The organism is Peribacillus suis (assembly GCF_059384845.1).
In genome coordinates this window covers 3807685-3823311 of the sequence record NZ_CM182019.1, presented here as the reverse complement: position 1 = coordinate 3823311, position 15627 = coordinate 3807685, and the positions used below count along the sequence as shown (strand labels likewise).

Here is a 15627-nt window from a genome sequence, read left to right as displayed (position 1 = left end):
ACAGAGGGACGCTATGCAAAGTTGGTATCATATTTTTCCGAAGAATACTGGATTAAGCCCGTATGTCTGGATCATTTTCTGTATTCTTCCTTTTTACTTCATTTTTAGATCATCCTCGATGTCCGAAATCATCTTCGGTATAATTATGATCATTTTATTTTTCATCTCCTACGGATTTTCGTTCGCCTCCAAGGGATGGGCCGTATATGTTTGGACAGGGATACAAATTGCCATTTCCATATCGATGACCATCTTTTTCGGTTTTATTTACTTTTCTCTTTTTCTAGCGTTCTTCGTAGGCAATGTTCAAAATAAGGTAGGCTTTTTTGTCTTATATTCGGTTCAACTATTGGCTACCATCGTGTCCGTCAATATTGGGTTCATCATGAAAGACCCCATATTCTTTTCACAGTTTCCCTTTATGCTCATTTGTATAGTGGGTGTGATTCTACTCCCGTTCAATACGTATAATCGAAATAAGCGGGATAAGCTAGAAGAACAGCTCGAAGATGCCCATAAGCAAATTTCGGAACTCGGGAAGATGGAGGAACGTCAGCGTATCGCGCGTGATTTGCATGATACATTGGGGCAGAAGCTTTCACTGATCGGATTGAAAAGTGACCTTGCTGGAAAGTTGATTGATTTGAATCCTGAGTCGGCTAAGAAAGAGATCAAGGATATACGTCAAACGGCGAGGACAGCGTTAAAAGAAGTGAGGGAAATGGTGTCGGAAATGCGTGGGGCTAAGCTTAGCGACGAAGTCATTCGGGTCAAGCAGATTTTGAAAGCTGCCCAAATAGGCTTTGAGTTGGATGGTTCTACGGATTTACGAGCAACACCCTTATTTGTCGAAACGGTTTTGAGCATGTGCATAAAAGAAGCCGTGACCAATATCGTTAAGCATAGTAAGGCCACGCTATGTAAAATTTCCATTGAAGAATTGAAGACGGGCGTAATGATTAAAGTCGAAGATAATGGGGTGGGTCTTACTCAAACTTCGGATTTCTATAAAGGAAATGGACTTCAAGGTATGAAAGAAAGGCTGGAGTTTGTGAATGGAAGCCTGGACATAGAATCAAACAACGGGACCATCGTTTATATAAAGGTTCCGAATGCAATTAAAAATGAATAGGTGGGATTAATTTGATTCGAATCGTGATCGCTGAAGACCAGCGGATGTTACTCGGAGCGCTTGGGTCCATCCTCGACTTGGAAGAGGATATGGAGGTTGTCGGAAAGGCCAGCGATGGAGAAGAAGCCATGAATCTCATAAATCGATTGCAACCAGATATCTGTGTCACGGATATAGAGATGCCAGTGAAAACCGGACTGGATGTTGCGGAAGAGATTAAGAATAAAGGAATCCAATGTAAGGTCATCATTTTGACGACATTTGCCCGTCCCGGTTATTTTGAAAGAGCCAGAAAAGCTGAAGTGGGCGGCTATTTACTTAAAGATAGTCCAAGTGAAGAACTGGCCAATTCCATCCGTGTCATCATGGATGGAAGGCGCATCTACGCCCCAGAGCTTGTGGATATGGCCTTTGAAGAAGAGAACCCATTGACTGAACGAGAAACGCAAGTGCTTGGGCTGATAGCGGACGGAAAGAATACAAAGGAAATTGCCAACCAGCTTTTTCTTACCAATGGGACGGTCCGGAACTATATTTCGGTCATTCTCGATAAACTCGATGTCAGTAATCGTGTGGAAGCGATTGTTCGGTTCAAGGAAAAAGGCTGGTCTAAAGATTAAATAGGATGGGCCATATGGCTTATCCTATTTCTTATGAAATCAGCAACCACTACATAAAACAAATGGTTATGGTATATTGGTTTTTATTACATTAGATGAGTAAAGGGGGACGATTGGTATGGAAAAGGCAATATTTGCTGGTGGTTGTTTTTGGTGCATGGTTACACCATTCGATGAACTGCCAGGCATAGAAGGCATCATCTCTGGTTATTCAGGTGGACAGGTTGAAAACCCTACCTATGAGGAGTTGAAAACGGGGACGACGGGGCATTATGAAGTTGTTGAAATTACGTTCGACCCTCAAGTTTTTGCTTATGAGAGATTGCTTGAATTATATTGGCAGCAAATTGACCCAACCGATGATGGAGGACAATTCCATGACAGAGGAAGCCAATATCGGACGGCCATTTTCTATCATAATGAGACACAGCACCAATTAGCTCTTGAATCCAAAGAGCGACTAAGTGCAAGCGGAAAATTCAAGAAACCGATCGTTACGGAAATCCTTCCGGCCCAAACTTTTTATCCTGCTGAGGAATATCATCAGGATTATCACAAGAAAAACGAAAAACATTATAAAGAGGACCGTGAGAAATCTGGCCGTGACGAATTTATCAGTCAGAATTGGACGGGTAAATAATTCATCTCGATTCCCAAACCTCTTGTTTCAATATGAAAGCAGCCCTCTTCTAGAAAGATGGCTGTTTTCTTTTTAATCTTTTCAATGGGAATCGTCCATTTCTCATGATATTTTCATATTTCTTCAGTACACTAAGATTTAGGCGGTGTTGAATGATGGATAAACGAATTTTGATCATAGAAGATGAAGAGAAAATCGCAAGGGTGCTGACGTTGGAGCTCAACCATGAAGGGTATCAAACCGAATCGGCTTTTACCGGAAAAACAGGACTCGAGAGGGCGGAAGCGCAAGACTGGGATTTGATTTTACTGGATGTGATGCTCCCTGAGTTAAATGGGATCGAAGTATTAAGACGATTCAGGAAAAAGAATGTTCATACGCCGGTCATCCTTCTGACGGCAAGGGATGCGGTACCGGATAAGGTGAATGGGCTTGATCATGGAGCGAATGATTATGTAACCAAGCCTTTTGAAATAGAGGAATTGCTGGCCAGGATCCGTGCGTGCTTTAGGAGCCAAACTGGCGGCGGCATTAAAGATGTAAAAGAGGATAGTCTAACGATTCACGATTTACAATTGGAACTGGGCACAAGAGATATCCTACGTGCCGGTAAGCGGATTGAGCTGACTTCCCGTGAATTTGATTTGCTGGTCTATCTTTTGCAAAATAAAAATCAGGTTCTGTCACGAGATCAGATCATCTCCCATGTATGGGGATATGATTTTTCTGGAGATACGAATGTGGTGGATGTGTATATCCGGTATTTGCGTAAAAAAATCGACTATCCTTATGATGTGCCTCTCATTCATACTTATCGCGGTGTGGGGTATAGCCTGAAGGAGCCGCTATGAAGATCCGGACAAAAATCCAATGGTACTCGAGTTTGTTTTTGACCATCATGCTGGTCTTGTTAAGTGTCTTCGTCCTCGTTGCTTTTCTTTGGATTTCTATCGAGCGGGAACAGGATATACTCGAAAATCAGGCAAAGCTACTAGAAGAAAACGTAAAGGTGGGAGCTCTCTTTTCCGGAGATTCAAAGGCGATTGAGCCCTATACGCCGGACGATGGGATGGTGCGGATTTTCAATTCGAACGGTTCCTTGGTAAATCGCTTTGTTGATGAAGATGGACTTGAGGAGCTAGCGGTGAAATCATTTGACGATAAGGGGTATAACTTCGCAAAAGTGGATGGTGAATACGTATTGACTTACCGATCGCCCTATCCGGAGGAAGGCGCTCCGTCGGGGATGATAGAGGTCACCCAAATACAGGATGCCCTCCTTGAACAGTTATCCATGCTGGCGCTTGTGCTCGTTGGTTCATCCTTATTTGTCATTCTCTTATCGGTTATCGCCGGGAAGTGGTTGGCAAACCTTATCCTAAAACCGATTTCCATCATGAGCCGGACCATGTTGGATATTGAGGAAAGCGGAGAATTCAAAGAGATCCCATTGCCGGAGAAATCAAAGGATGAACTTCAGGTAATGGGGGTTGCGTTTAACAGGATGATTGGAAGACTTGAACGGAACTTTAATCAGCAACAGCAATTTCTTTCGGATGCCTCGCATGAACTGAAAACGCCGATAACCGTGATAGAAAGCTACGCTTCCTTATTAAAACGTTGGGGCATGAAGGATGAGGCGATTCTAGAAGAGGGAGTTGAGGCGATTCATCATGAAGCGCTCAGGATGAAGCAGCTGACGGGACATCTACTGAAGGCAGCTTCTCAAACGGAAACGTCTTCCGATATGAAGGAAGAGATCGAACTGATTTCATTTTGTGAGCAAATTGCCCAAACGTTCAGACGGACTACGGAACGGGAAGTGACTGTCAGTTCAGAGCTTTCTTCCATCCATACGGAGACGGTTTCAAGTAAGCTCGAACAGATTCTTATAATCTTATTGGACAATGCGATGAAATATAGTGATTCAGCGATTCACATTTTCATTCATATGAAGGACGGAAGACTGTGGATAGAGGTACAGGATCAGGGTGTAGGCATTTCTGAAGAGCATCTGCCGCACGTGTTCGAGCGTTTTTACCGGGTAGATTCCTCACGGGCAAGGAAAACGGGGGGGAATGGCCTCGGTCTATCGATTGCTCGCTCCCTGGTTGAGTCTCTTGGTGGAAGATTGGAGATTCAAAGTGAAAAGGGAACGGGTACAACCGTCACGATTAGTCTTTCTCATCAAATTCTAATCTAGCATTCATGTTGGCCTCATAGAGAATGGTTATTCTTAAGGTACAACTTAAAGGAGGAATTCATTCATGAAAAAGACATGGAGCAAAATAAAAGAAAATATCAACAAAAGGAAAAAAGCGATCATAACGATATCAGGGGCAGCGGTTTTACTATTCGGTGGTGTTGCAGGAACGGCAGTGTATGCGGTCAACCAGGGAACGTTATCTGAAAAGGATGCTATCAACATGATATCTGGAGAACTTGGTGGCGAGGTTGTCCAAGTCGAAAAAGAGTGGGACGAATATCCGATCACGTATGACATGACCGTTAAAACGGAAGAAGGTTATCAGGACGTGGAAGTCGATGCGAAAGAGGGGACGGTCCTATCTCAAGAGATGGACGATGATCAGGATGAGGACGCATTGATCCAGGAAGCTTTGAAAACGGCAAAAGTCAGCATGGAAGAAGCTGAAAAGATCGCCCTGAAACAGGTGGAGGGTCAAATAACGGATCTAGAAGCGGATATGGAAAATGGCATCCTTGTTTATGAATTGGAAATCAAGCAAGACCAGAAGGAATACGATCTAGAAGTTGATGCGAATACAGGCAAAGTGTTAAAAGTGGATTTGGACGATTAAAAGACCGGGCTGCCTTTCAACAAGAAGAAGCACCTATTAGCTTAATGACTGAGATAGGTTCACCCCCGTTTAAGATAAACGGGGGTGTTTTCATGTCTCGTTCATGTCTTGGAAGTATTTCCGATTATAGAGCACGGCAGGGTGATTAGGCACGAATTCAGATGCTAACTCATTATGCTTGTTAGCTTCATCGTACTTTCCAAGACGGTCATAGCACAAGCAGAGCTGGATATGAGGCAGCCATGTATAGCAACTTCGGTCAATGAAGGGGCTTTTATTTTCTGGAATGGCAACTTGTGTCGCCAAATTGTACCAGAATATGGCGCGTTCATAATCATTTTGCTGCAGATAAATAGAGCCGAGCCGGCAGCAGTTTTCTCCTCTTGGGGTATCGTATTCAAACGATTTTAAGCAACTTTGGATGGCTGGAAGCCAATCTTTGGTCTGGAGAAGGCAATCGGAAATCTTTCCACATGCTTGAATATTATCCTCGCTCCAGCCCTTGCCCTCATCGAGGAACTTTTGATACCATTCAATGGCTCTTTCGTAGTGGCCGTGGTCCTTGCACTCATTTGCAAAATAATATTTGTCACGTGGTGTGAAAGGATGGCCTGCTTCGAGTGCTTTTTCATAGATCTTCCAATTCCGGTCGCTATGGACTTTTTCCTTTTTATGAACAATCGCAATATCCGATTGAAAAATATTCCCCTTCACATCGAGGTATTCATGAACGAATCCAATCCACCGGAAGTTCTTTTCTCGTTTTACGAGCCGGTTTCGACGCGAGCTGAAGCTAGGATTGCCATGCTCATCAAATGAGAGATGATAGAACATCATGACGGAGTCAACATAACTAGGAAGCGTTTCTTTGAGCGTTAATAACTTTTGCTTATTTTCCATTGTTAAAATGTCATCTGCGTCGAGCCATAGAATATAGTCCTTTGTCGCTTTCGAAAAAGCAAAATTCCTCGCTGCGGCAAAATCATCAATCCATTCAAAATCATACACATGATCTGTGAAAGTGGTAGCGATTTGTTTCGTCTGGTCTGCAGACCCTGTATCGATGATGATTATTTCATCTGCCACTTCACCTACGGAAGTAAGACAGGCAGCAAGCGTGTCTTCTTCATTCTTTACTATCATGCAAAGGCTAATCGAGATAGCCATTTTTTCACCTCCGCTACCAGCATATTAATGACTACTCATATGGGTGTTGCGCGGTAAGGTAAAAGGGCATGGGTTTCCCCATTTTTAACCTTTGAAAGGTATCCAATGAAAGAGTCATCCCCAATCTATCCACAAAACGTACAGGGTGGGCTAATATTAGATGGGGATGTGCACAATTTTTATCCTATAAATTCTTGAAATGTGATACAAATATTGAGAATTGTGGATAAGTCCCTTGTTTTGAAAAATATCCGTCGTTATTTGATGTGGATAACCAAGGAATGTGGATAACTTAACCGGTATCCAGGATTGTTTTCCACAATTCATCCACATCCTAACACCATCCCTTAATTGAATGGTGGATAACCAGTCTTTAATTCATTCATGAACTTATTTTTGTAGTGACTTAATGTTAATAAGGGATAAATATAACGATAACTGTGATAATGAATATACAAAAAGTTGGCCATTGCCTGGCCTGCTGGATACTCATTAGTCCAGCACTCTTTTGACCCTTCGCGAATGAGATAGGTTATTCCCTTCTTGATTTCAGGTGTTGGCTCTTCTGAAGTGGATATCAGGGCGTCCACTGCCCAGGCCGTATGGGTCAGAGTACTGGTACCGAGTGGAACATATTTTTCTTTTATATCGCTATAGCAAGATTCCCCCCAACCGCCATCTTTATTTTGGATTTTCTTTAACCAGCCCACAGATTGCTTGATGGCTGGGTGGTCTGAAGAATGTCCGGCTGCTTTTAATCCTGTCAAAGCAGACCAAGTCCCATAAAGGTAGCAAATTCCCCAGCGTCCATACCATGATCCATCCGGTTCTTGATTATCCAAGAGCCAATTGACGGCTTTTTTGCTGACTTTTTCAGGTTTCTTCATATTTGTATAGTTACCTAAGAATTCGAGTGCCCTCCCTGTTAGATCGGGGGTGGAGGGGTCCGTTAACAGGTATTTCGATCCTTCGAAAGGAACAAGGTGGAGCCATTGATGATCATTATTCCGTTCGAATGAAGGGAATCCCCCATCATCATTTTGCATGGAAATCATGAACGCGACTCCGCGTTGCCAGCTGTCCTGATTCGTTGGATTGTGCTTTAATTCATATGCCAATGCGCGCAAGGAGGCACTCGTATCATCGACATCGGGGTTCATGGTATTCAAATCGGAAAATCCCCAACCGCCAGGAACAGCTTTTGGGTTATGGATCCGCCAATCGCCAAAGATATGATGCTGACGGCTAAGCAAATATTGATTAGCAGTCTTCACCATTTGGTCTTTTGAAGGCACGCCAGCTTCCTGTAAAGCATAGCTAATCAATGAGGTATTCCATACATGAGGCGTAGTGAACTGGATATGGGTATGGCCATCGATTGAACAGGCCATGCCCTTCAAGCCTTCAACAGCTTTCAGGATGACGGGGTCATCTTTTGAATAGCCGACTGATAGCAAGGCAAAAATCATGAAGAAGGTGGAACCAAAATAATTATAGAGCGTTCCATCAGGCTCAAGGCGGTCAATCATAAAGCGCTTTGTTGTTTCAAGGGCTAGCGAATGAAGGTAATCGGGAAATCCAATCAAGGACTTAACGGCATTCTGTACGGTAGAGAAGAAGGACCGGTACTCATCAGTTCGATATTCTTCCCATACGTGTTCCTTTGATCGTTCCTCCCGGGTGTGATATAAATCTTTTAGATTAGGAGTGATGGGAGATTTGATCTGGAATTTTTTATGACCTAGAAGAAGTAGCGGAATCATGTTGACCCGTCCGAATACGGAGAGGTCATACATATTAACGGGAGAGACGGGCGGCAATAATATAACTTCTAGAGGCAACGGGAAGATGAGGGGCCATTTGTATTGGCCGGTGACGGTCAGCATCATTTTAGTTAACATTTTGGCCTTTTTGATTCCGCCATGGGCAAGGATGAATTGCTTCGCCTTTTTGATATGGGAATCTTGTTTTTTCCGGAGGCCACTATAGAGAAGCCCATAGTAAGCCTCGATGGTAACGGATAGGTTTCCGTCTTTTTCATCATGGAAGAGTTTCCACGAACCATTTTCCGTCTGTCTGCTTTCAATCCTGTTCACCAATGCCTCTATAAGCGGTTCGTCCTCTATTTGCAGTATTTTCAGTAAGATAATCATATAGGCATCCGCCGTAATCCCGGTGTCAAACGGATAATTCCACGATCCATCCGAAGACTGATCTTGCTTTAACCGGTTAACAAGGCGGTTGATTTCCGTATATACATGCTCGCTCAAAGACTTTCCCCCTTTCTAGTCATCCTTTTAAATATATTCACCCACCCCTGTTCCATTCCAAAAGAAACGAAAACACGCCTGAGCACTATTGCTCAGGCGTGTTTTCGTTTCGGATTCTCAGTCTATTTTACCGGTAAGGGTGGTTGTTTCATGTAACGGTAAATCGGAAGTTCATCGCCTTTGGCCGCAGGGATGAAATTGAAGGTCACGTAACTGTCGATGCCTTCGGGCTCAAGGGTTAGGGCAATGAAGTTGGCATCAGGCTGGGACATATTGAATACATAGCTACCTTTTGGGAAGCTTTGTTTCTTCGTATGGACGGAGGTCGTCACTTCTTTCGTTGCATGTCCATTTTCCAGTTCGTCGGAAACTTTCAAATCTGTTACTTTGTAGCTTTCAACCGGTATAGTGATGGACTTTTTAAGTGTATTCACTTGAACACCCAATCGCTCCAGTTTTTTTGCTACCTCTTTGTACTCGGCAGGGAGGATATAAGCCGTTGGACGATTTCTGACCAGTGTAGGGTAAGCGTCGGTCGAATCAAACCAATCGATGGACGTATCCACCTTTTTGGCTTTTTCCAGATCGATGACCGTTAGTTTTTGGTTCTTGATTCGTTTATTTTCACTTTTTATGACAACCTTATCATTGTCATTTGCTTTTGCGCCTTTTTTGACGACTTCACTTTCTGATTGGCGAACCACTTTTTTCACTTTGGTTGCCTGATCAGCCGTTGCTTTTATGAAGGCAGCCTGTGCTGTAGCTTGTGCATGCACACGTCGCGTGAAATCCGTCCGACCAATATTGATTCCGCGAGTTTCTATTAAATAAGACATCGTATTCTTCAAGCCTAAAGCGTTACGTCCAATCCGTGCCTCCGTGCTTCCTTCGGTGGCCGTCAGCACCCCATCTTCAGAGGTAGCGAGAGTATAGTAGTCCTTATAGGATAGCTTTTCTTTTTCCAATGTCTTAAAAACCTTCGGCAAAAGCAATTCATCGGATGCTTTTCGCAGCTGCTGCGGGATATTTAGATTCTTTGCTGAAGAGATGAGCAAATCATATGAAGCGATTGAGCCATTCTTGCCGACTTTTTTAAGCGGGGCAGGGTTGACCGTGTACTCATGTACGTCAAGAATGACCTCTGGTTCGTATGCATTTATTGCCCGGTGGATTGTCTGGACTTCAGGATGCTCCACTTTTAAATAGTCCCGATTGGCATCCAAGTTAGTGGCCGTCGTTCGTTTAAAGTAATAGGACCCATCCGGATTCACGCGTGGGACGATGGCGATATTCACTTTATCGAGGACATTGCCAAGCTTCCCTTCTGCTAACCATTGGGCAATGACTAAGGTGGATTCCCCGGCTGCGGGTTCATTGCCATGAATTTGTCCCTGAATCCAGATCAATGGTTTCTTTGAATTCTTTTGCAGTTTTTTTGAGTCCTTACTGAAAAGAAGCATGGGAATATCGCGACCTTCTGTGGATTGACCAATGGTCTTCATTTGAATATGCTTATTTTTATGGGTGAGACCTTCGATGAATGTGTTCATTTCTTCTTGACTTGTAAAAGCAAGTCGATCTTGTTGAAAGGCAGGCGTCTTGAATGAAGTGTCAGGTACAGGGAAGAGGTAGGAGAGATTATCAGGTTGAATATAACTTGGCCCACTCCCATAATAAGGAGTGAATTCTTCTGCTTGAGCGACGTTGCTATGGCTCGGCAATCCAGTGGCAAGGCTAAGAGAGATGACAGAAACTAAGGTAGGTGCAATTTTTTTCACAGATAGTCCTCCTGGGAAAAGTCATTTACCATAAATTAACATAATGTGGACAAGAAAAGTAGTCAAAGCTAACAATATGGTAAAAATGATTAATAGAACCTAAGTGTTTATGCCCATATATTATTTTAATGTGTTTTGTAACTGGTTTAAAAGGTCGTCTGGGTCGGCCCCAATAACCAATTCTCCATTAACCTTGGCGTAAGGCGATTTCTTGCAAAGCGCACATTCACTTAAACATTCATATTCTTTGAACTGTATCCGGGGATTCTTTAAGAATTTTCCATAGACCTCCGAAGTTTGTTCATTGAGGAAACGATCAAGATTATTTTGGCAAAATTCTATTTTGACATGTTCTTTTTTTGTGAAAAGTTTAGTTAGAAAGGTTTTCATCATATCGCTACTTTCGTTGAAGAGTAAATAGATGTTATTACCATTTTATCATGTAGGAAGGGGGGTGCATAGGTAGAGCTGGACGAACGGTCTTAAAGAATGAAGGAATTCTCTGTGAAGTGTAATCTATACAATTTTATTATACCCAAGTAATTAGATTTATTAAGTTGACACATAGCGGAGACATGGTAGAATGAAAAGGTAACAATGATAATGAATCTCATTATCATATTTATGTAGCAAACATCATTCTATTGTTCATTTTAAATAAACGAATTTTCATTCAAGCTTTAATACATAGTTTCAAATCAATCATATATCACTGTATATTTACTGAGATAGGAAGAGTAGGAAACGTAGATGAAGATTAGATATTTAGTTCTTATGTTAATCGTTTTATCCTTTACTTCTCTATTTATAGGTGTTAAGGATATTACGCCCTTGGATTTACTGGACTTAAGTGATGATAAAGTCCAAATTATGTTGCAAAGCCGTTTTCCTAGAATGGTAACCATTATTATAGCTGGTGTCGTCATGAGCATCAGTGGTCTTATCATGCAGCAATTGAGCAGAAACAAATTTGTATCACCTACAACTGCCGGTACGATGGATTCAGCAAGACTAGGTCTTCTTCTTGCTCTGATCATCTTCCCATCGGCAGCCCTTATCGAGAAAATGGCATTTGCCTTCATCTTCGCCTTGGCTGGTACTTTTCTATTCATGAAAATATTGGACCAAGTAAAATATAAGGATACTATTTTCATACCATTAGTCGGATTGATGTTTGGTAATATCGTTGGATCCATTTCAACTTTCTTTGCCTATAAGTATGATTTAATCCAAAGCCTCAACACATGGATGAATGGGGACTTCTCGATGATCATGTCGGGTAGGTATGAACTGATATATGCTAGTATCCCGTTAGTCATCGTCGCATATATCTTTGCCAATAAATTCACGGTGGCAGGGATGGGGGAAGAGTTTGCCATCAATCTGGGCCTCAATTACAAATTTGTCGTCAATCTTGGATTGGTTATCGTGGCGCTTGCCTCCACACTCGTTTTATTAACGGTAGGAACAATCCCTTTCATCGGATTGATCGTACCTAATATTGTTTCCCTTTACCTTGGTGATAACTTGAAGAAGAGTCTTTCTCATACAGCATTGCTAGGGGCTGTTTTCCTATTAATCTGCGATATTTTGGGCCGGATCATCATTTATCCATTCGAGATTCCGATTGGCCTTGTGGTGGGAGTAATAGGAAGCGCCATATTTATCTATTTGATAATGAGGAGAAAGGCATATGAATAATAAGAGTAAGATCATAATATTGGCGGTTCTTGCCGCCGTTTTAACAGCCTTTTACATCTTTTGGGACCTTGGCCCGAATTGGGATTATTCCCTTCCGAGGCGGGTCTGGAAAATTATCGCCATCATCGTAGTGGGGTGTGCGATAGCCTTTGCTACAGTGATATTCCAGACGGTCACCAATAACAAAATACTGACACCAAGCATCTTGGGATTAGATTCCATGTATATGCTCATCCAAACAGCGGTCATTTTCTTGCTTGGCTCGACGCATATCTTGATCACGAATAAAAACCTTAACTTCCTGGTAACGTTGGCCATCATGCTCATCTTTGCCAGTTTGCTTTTCAAATTCATGTTCAAGCAGAACCGGAACATTTATTTCCTACTGCTGATTGGAATCATCTTTGGAACATTATTCGGTAGTATGTCATCCTTCATGCAGGTGTTGATTGACCCGAATGAGTTCCAAATCATACAGAATAAAATGTTCGCGAGTTTCAATAATGTCAATACAGATCTTTTAATCTTGGCCATTGTGCTCATGATCGCGGCTATCGCTTACTTCTTTAGATTCATGAAATATTTAGATGTCATGTCCCTTGGTAGGGATCAGGCCGTCAACTTGGGTGTGGATTATGATTACGTCACCAAACGAGTATTGATCGTTGTCACGATACTCATCTCGATTTCAACGGCCCTGATCGGTCCCATCACCTTCCTCGGTTTGCTGGTTGCCAATGTCGCGTATCAATTCATCAATTCCTATCAGCATAAAATCATCCTTCCGGGTGCGATGCTGATCAGTGTCATCGCCTTGGTCGGCGGTCAGTTCATTGTTGAGAGGATCTTTACCTTCTCGACTACATTAAGTGTCATTATCAACTTTATCGGCGGTGTATATTTCATCTATCTTCTATTAAAGGAGAATAAATCATGGTAGAAGTTAAAAAATTATTCAAACGGTACAATAATAAAACGGTCGTTGAGGATGTCTCTTTGAAAATCCAAAAAGGAAAGATCACTTCTTTCATTGGACCCAATGGTGCAGGAAAAAGTACGGTCCTCTCCATGATAAGCCGGCTCATTGCCAAAGATTCAGGGGACGTCCTGATTGATGGAAAAGATATGAACAGTTTCAAAAGCAATGAGCTTGCGAAAAAGATTGCCATTTTAAAGCAGGCCAACCACATTAACATTCGTTTAACCATTCGTGAACTCGTCGCTTTTGGCCGTTTTCCTTATTCACAAGGGAAACTGACGAAAGAGGATTGGATATATGTTGATGAAGCGATTGAATATATGGAACTTGCCGATATGCAGGACAAGTTTCTAGACCAACTTAGTGGTGGACAGCAACAGCGGGCATTCATTGCCATGGTCATTGCCCAAAACACTGAATATGTGCTTCTTGACGAACCATTGAACAACTTGGACATGAAGCATTCCGTTCAAATCATGAAGGTTTTAAGAAGACTGACCGATGAATTGGGAAAAACGGTCATCATCGTCATCCATGATATTAATTTTGCTTCTTGTTACTCCGATTACATCGTTGCACTGAAGGATGGAAAGGTTGTTCATAATGGACCGACCGAACAGGTCATCAATTCCAATGTCTTAAAAGAAATATATGATATGGACATTGAAATCCAAAACATCAATGATAATAAGATTTGTGTGTACTTTACTTGAGTTAATCCGTTCATATTGGTTTAAAATCACCCAGGATTCAGCTTTTGGCAAACTTCAATCTCACTACTTTTCAAGCCGTTTCAGTTGGCAGGCGCCCAAGATATGGCTGGCTGAAAGGGTTTATAGAAGATATGGTTACAGAAGGCTACTTGTTTCTAAGGTGATTTCAAATATAAAATAACTTTCGAGGTGACTAAATAATGATGAAAAAATTATCTTTATTGCTTTTATTGGCAATGTTGGCTGTCGTAGCTGCAGCATGTGGATCGAACGATGAAAAAGAAGAATCAAGTACAAAAAAAGATACAACATCAAGTGAAACAGCCAAAAGTGAAGAAATCACCGTTAAACACCAATTAGGTGAAACAAAAGTTAAAACGAACCCTGAAAAAGTTGTCGTATTCGATATGGGTGCCCTTGATACTCTTGATAAATTAGACGTAGAGGTAGCTGGTGTTCCTCAAGATGGCCTTCCTAAATACCTTTCTGACTACAAGGAAAACACTGAAAATGTAGGTGGCTTGAAAGAACCTGACTTCGAAAAGATCAACGAAATGGCTCCTGACCTAATTCTGATCTCAGGTCGTCAATCAGAAGCATATGAAGAATTAAGTGAAATCGCCCCAACTGTATTCGTTGGTGTGGATACTACAAAATATATGGAATCATTTGAAGAAAACGTTACACTTCTAGGTAAAATCTTTGGTAAAGAAGACCAAGCAGCTAAAGAACTTGCAAGCGTTGAAGAAAATATTGACGCTTTGAAGGAAAAAGTTCCTGCTGATAAAAAAGGTTTAATCGTTCTTGCTAACGGTGGAAAAGTAAGTGCATACGGTCTTAACTCAAGATTCGGTATCATCCATGATGTATTCGGCGTTCCTGCTGTAGACGATAAATTAGAAGTATCAACACACGGTCAAAGCATTTCTTTCGAATACATTGCTGAAAAAAATCCGGACTACCTTTTCGTTATCGATAGAGATGCTGTAGTAGGTGATGGTACTGCTGCGAAAGAAACTGTGGAAAATGACATTGTGAAGAACACAAACGCTTATAAAGATGGCCACATCGTTTATCTTGACCCTAACTACTGGTACTTATCAGGTGGCGGATTAGAATCCGTTAATGAAATGGTTAATGAGATCTCTGAAGGCCTTAAGTAATTCATGAATCCCGAAATGCCTGTTCCCACTTTATGTGAGAACAGGCATTTTTTTATTGGCTGACACAATCGCAGAGGTGGAAACATACCTTTAAGAGATCAACGAAACAGAGTGCGTAAAATTATTTTTCTTCCTATTATAATGCTCCTCACGGAGTGCTCATGAAAACGAGTAAGATGGTGTGTATCTTACAATAAATCGAAATGAAAAAAATCTCATGCAGGTTACAAAATTATTTTTTTATGGAGAATGAATCATTTTCGAGGACAATCCGTATATATTAAGGAATGTCTTAAGGGAAATTGAAGAACCAGGAAAGAAGGAGAATGGTGTCGATAGAAGAAGATATCTTGTGGATGACATTAGCCCGCTCATAATCGTATGAGCCATCTCAAACCGTTACGAAGTGGGGGGAGGAGAATGGGTTTAGAATTTCATCGGGTGAAAACTGCAGTCGATTTAATGATGTCGAATGATCGGACAAGAAAAAAAGGAATTATAGTAAAGGGACGGCAAAATAATATGATGTGTTTTCCAAGACCTTCCGAAATTCCATTTACATATTTTGTAAAGTTGTGGTCTTTTCGTAAGGAGTCGTTTATAATGGTAAAGGCTTAGGAATTTGAAAACGGGATGGAAATATCA

The 15627-nt window shown here is 41.7% G+C and carries 14 protein-coding genes; 10 read left to right on the top strand and 4 right to left on the bottom strand.

Annotation, left to right across the window (positions count from 1 at the left end; translation table 11 throughout):
- The first annotated feature begins 13 nt into the window (after positions 1-13).
- The 6 genes from AC503W_RS18825 to AC503W_RS18800 all read left to right on the top strand — a co-directional run bounded on the left by AC503W_RS18825 (position 14) and on the right by AC503W_RS18800 (position 5211).
- Positions 14-1132, top strand: a complete 1119-nt coding sequence (locus tag AC503W_RS18825; RefSeq protein ID WP_402954453.1) for a sensor histidine kinase — start codon at positions 14-16, stop codon at positions 1130-1132.
- Between the two features lie 11 nt (positions 1133-1143).
- A complete protein-coding gene (locus tag AC503W_RS18820; protein ID WP_402870835.1) occupies positions 1144-1752 on the top strand; it encodes a response regulator in 609 nt (202 codons plus the stop codon).
- Between the two features lie 118 nt (positions 1753-1870).
- Positions 1871-2392, top strand: a complete 522-nt coding sequence (gene msrA / locus AC503W_RS18815; protein ID WP_402870838.1) for a peptide-methionine (S)-S-oxide reductase MsrA — start codon at positions 1871-1873, stop codon at positions 2390-2392.
- Positions 2393-2547: 155 nt separating this feature from the next.
- Positions 2548-3243, top strand: coding sequence for a response regulator transcription factor (locus AC503W_RS18810; protein WP_402954447.1), 696 nt, complete (start codon positions 2548-2550; stop codon positions 3241-3243).
- On the top strand, positions 3240-4595 hold the full coding sequence (locus AC503W_RS18805; RefSeq protein WP_427685763.1) for a sensor histidine kinase: 1356 nt from the start codon (positions 3240-3242) through the stop codon (positions 4593-4595). Before AC503W_RS18810 ends, AC503W_RS18805 begins: the two co-directional genes overlap by 4 nt.
- A 64-nt stretch (positions 4596-4659) precedes the next feature.
- Positions 4660-5211, top strand: a complete 552-nt coding sequence (locus tag AC503W_RS18800) for a PepSY domain-containing protein (RefSeq protein WP_427685761.1) — start codon at positions 4660-4662, stop codon at positions 5209-5211.
- A gap of 90 nt (positions 5212-5301) precedes the next feature.
- Here AC503W_RS18800 and AC503W_RS18795 read toward each other — a convergent pair whose 3' ends face one another.
- The 4 genes from AC503W_RS18795 to AC503W_RS18780 form a co-directional block, all read right to left on the bottom strand.
- Positions 5302-6378: a tetratricopeptide repeat-containing glycosyltransferase family 2 protein gene (locus tag AC503W_RS18795; protein WP_427685759.1), complete on the bottom strand. Its 1077-nt coding sequence runs from the start codon at positions 6376-6378 to the stop codon at positions 5302-5304.
- Between the two features lie 347 nt (positions 6379-6725).
- Positions 6726-8648 carry a squalene--hopene cyclase gene (shc, locus tag AC503W_RS18790; protein WP_427685757.1) on the bottom strand — a complete coding sequence of 641 codons (1923 nt, stop codon included), beginning with the start codon at positions 8646-8648 and terminating at the stop codon, positions 6726-6728.
- Between the two features lie 122 nt (positions 8649-8770).
- Entirely contained in the window at positions 8771-10426 is a 1656-nt protein-coding gene (locus AC503W_RS18785) for a M14 family metallopeptidase (RefSeq protein ID WP_427685755.1), read from the bottom strand.
- Between the two features lie 120 nt (positions 10427-10546).
- Positions 10547-10816: a DUF1450 domain-containing protein gene (locus AC503W_RS18780; RefSeq protein WP_427685753.1), complete on the bottom strand. Its 270-nt coding sequence runs from the start codon at positions 10814-10816 to the stop codon at positions 10547-10549.
- A gap of 360 nt (positions 10817-11176) precedes the next feature.
- Between AC503W_RS18780 and AC503W_RS18775 the strand changes: the two genes are divergently transcribed.
- The 4 genes from AC503W_RS18775 to AC503W_RS18760 all read left to right on the top strand — a co-directional run bounded on the left by AC503W_RS18775 (position 11177) and on the right by AC503W_RS18760 (position 14982).
- On the top strand, positions 11177-12127 hold the full coding sequence (locus AC503W_RS18775) for an ABC transporter permease (protein WP_427685751.1): 951 nt from the start codon (positions 11177-11179) through the stop codon (positions 12125-12127).
- Positions 12120-13067, top strand: a complete 948-nt coding sequence (locus AC503W_RS18770) for an iron chelate uptake ABC transporter family permease subunit (protein WP_402870861.1) — start codon at positions 12120-12122, stop codon at positions 13065-13067. Before AC503W_RS18775 ends, AC503W_RS18770 begins: the two co-directional genes overlap by 8 nt.
- On the top strand, positions 13061-13819 hold the full coding sequence (locus AC503W_RS18765) for an iron ABC transporter ATP-binding protein (RefSeq protein ID WP_427685749.1): 759 nt from the start codon (positions 13061-13063) through the stop codon (positions 13817-13819). The genes AC503W_RS18770 and AC503W_RS18765 overlap by 7 nt, the downstream gene beginning before the upstream one ends.
- Before the next feature lie 203 nt (positions 13820-14022).
- Positions 14023-14982 carry a siderophore ABC transporter substrate-binding protein gene (locus AC503W_RS18760; protein WP_427686035.1) on the top strand — a complete coding sequence of 320 codons (960 nt, stop codon included), beginning with the start codon at positions 14023-14025 and terminating at the stop codon, positions 14980-14982.
- Positions 14983-15627: the final 645 nt, after the last annotated feature.

What these genes read in the sequence shown, in the direction of transcription:
- AC503W_RS18825 (WP_402954453.1), top strand. Translation starts at nt 14, where the DNA reads ATGCAAAGTTGGTATCATATTTTTCCGAAGAATACTGGATTAAGCCCG.
- msrA (WP_402870838.1), top strand. Translation starts at nt 1,871, where the DNA reads ATGGAAAAGGCAATATTTGCTGGTGGTTGTTTTTGGTGCATGGTTACA.
- AC503W_RS18810 (WP_402954447.1), top strand. Translation starts at nt 2,548, where the DNA reads ATGGATAAACGAATTTTGATCATAGAAGATGAAGAGAAAATCGCAAGG.
- AC503W_RS18805 (WP_427685763.1), top strand. Translation starts at nt 3,240, where the DNA reads ATGAAGATCCGGACAAAAATCCAATGGTACTCGAGTTTGTTTTTGACC.
- AC503W_RS18800 (WP_427685761.1), top strand. Translation starts at nt 4,660, where the DNA reads ATGAAAAAGACATGGAGCAAAATAAAAGAAAATATCAACAAAAGGAAA.
- AC503W_RS18795 (WP_427685759.1), bottom strand. Translation starts at nt 6,378, where the DNA reads ATGGCTATCTCGATTAGCCTTTGCATGATAGTAAAGAATGAAGAAGAC.
- AC503W_RS18780 (WP_427685753.1), bottom strand. Translation starts at nt 10,816, where the DNA reads ATGAAAACCTTTCTAACTAAACTTTTCACAAAAAAAGAACATGTCAAA.
- AC503W_RS18775 (WP_427685751.1), top strand. Translation starts at nt 11,177, where the DNA reads ATGAAGATTAGATATTTAGTTCTTATGTTAATCGTTTTATCCTTTACT.
- AC503W_RS18770 (WP_402870861.1), top strand. Translation starts at nt 12,120, where the DNA reads ATGAATAATAAGAGTAAGATCATAATATTGGCGGTTCTTGCCGCCGTT.
- AC503W_RS18765 (WP_427685749.1), top strand. Translation starts at nt 13,061, where the DNA reads ATGGTAGAAGTTAAAAAATTATTCAAACGGTACAATAATAAAACGGTC.
- AC503W_RS18760 (WP_427686035.1), top strand. Translation starts at nt 14,023, where the DNA reads ATGAAAAAATTATCTTTATTGCTTTTATTGGCAATGTTGGCTGTCGTA.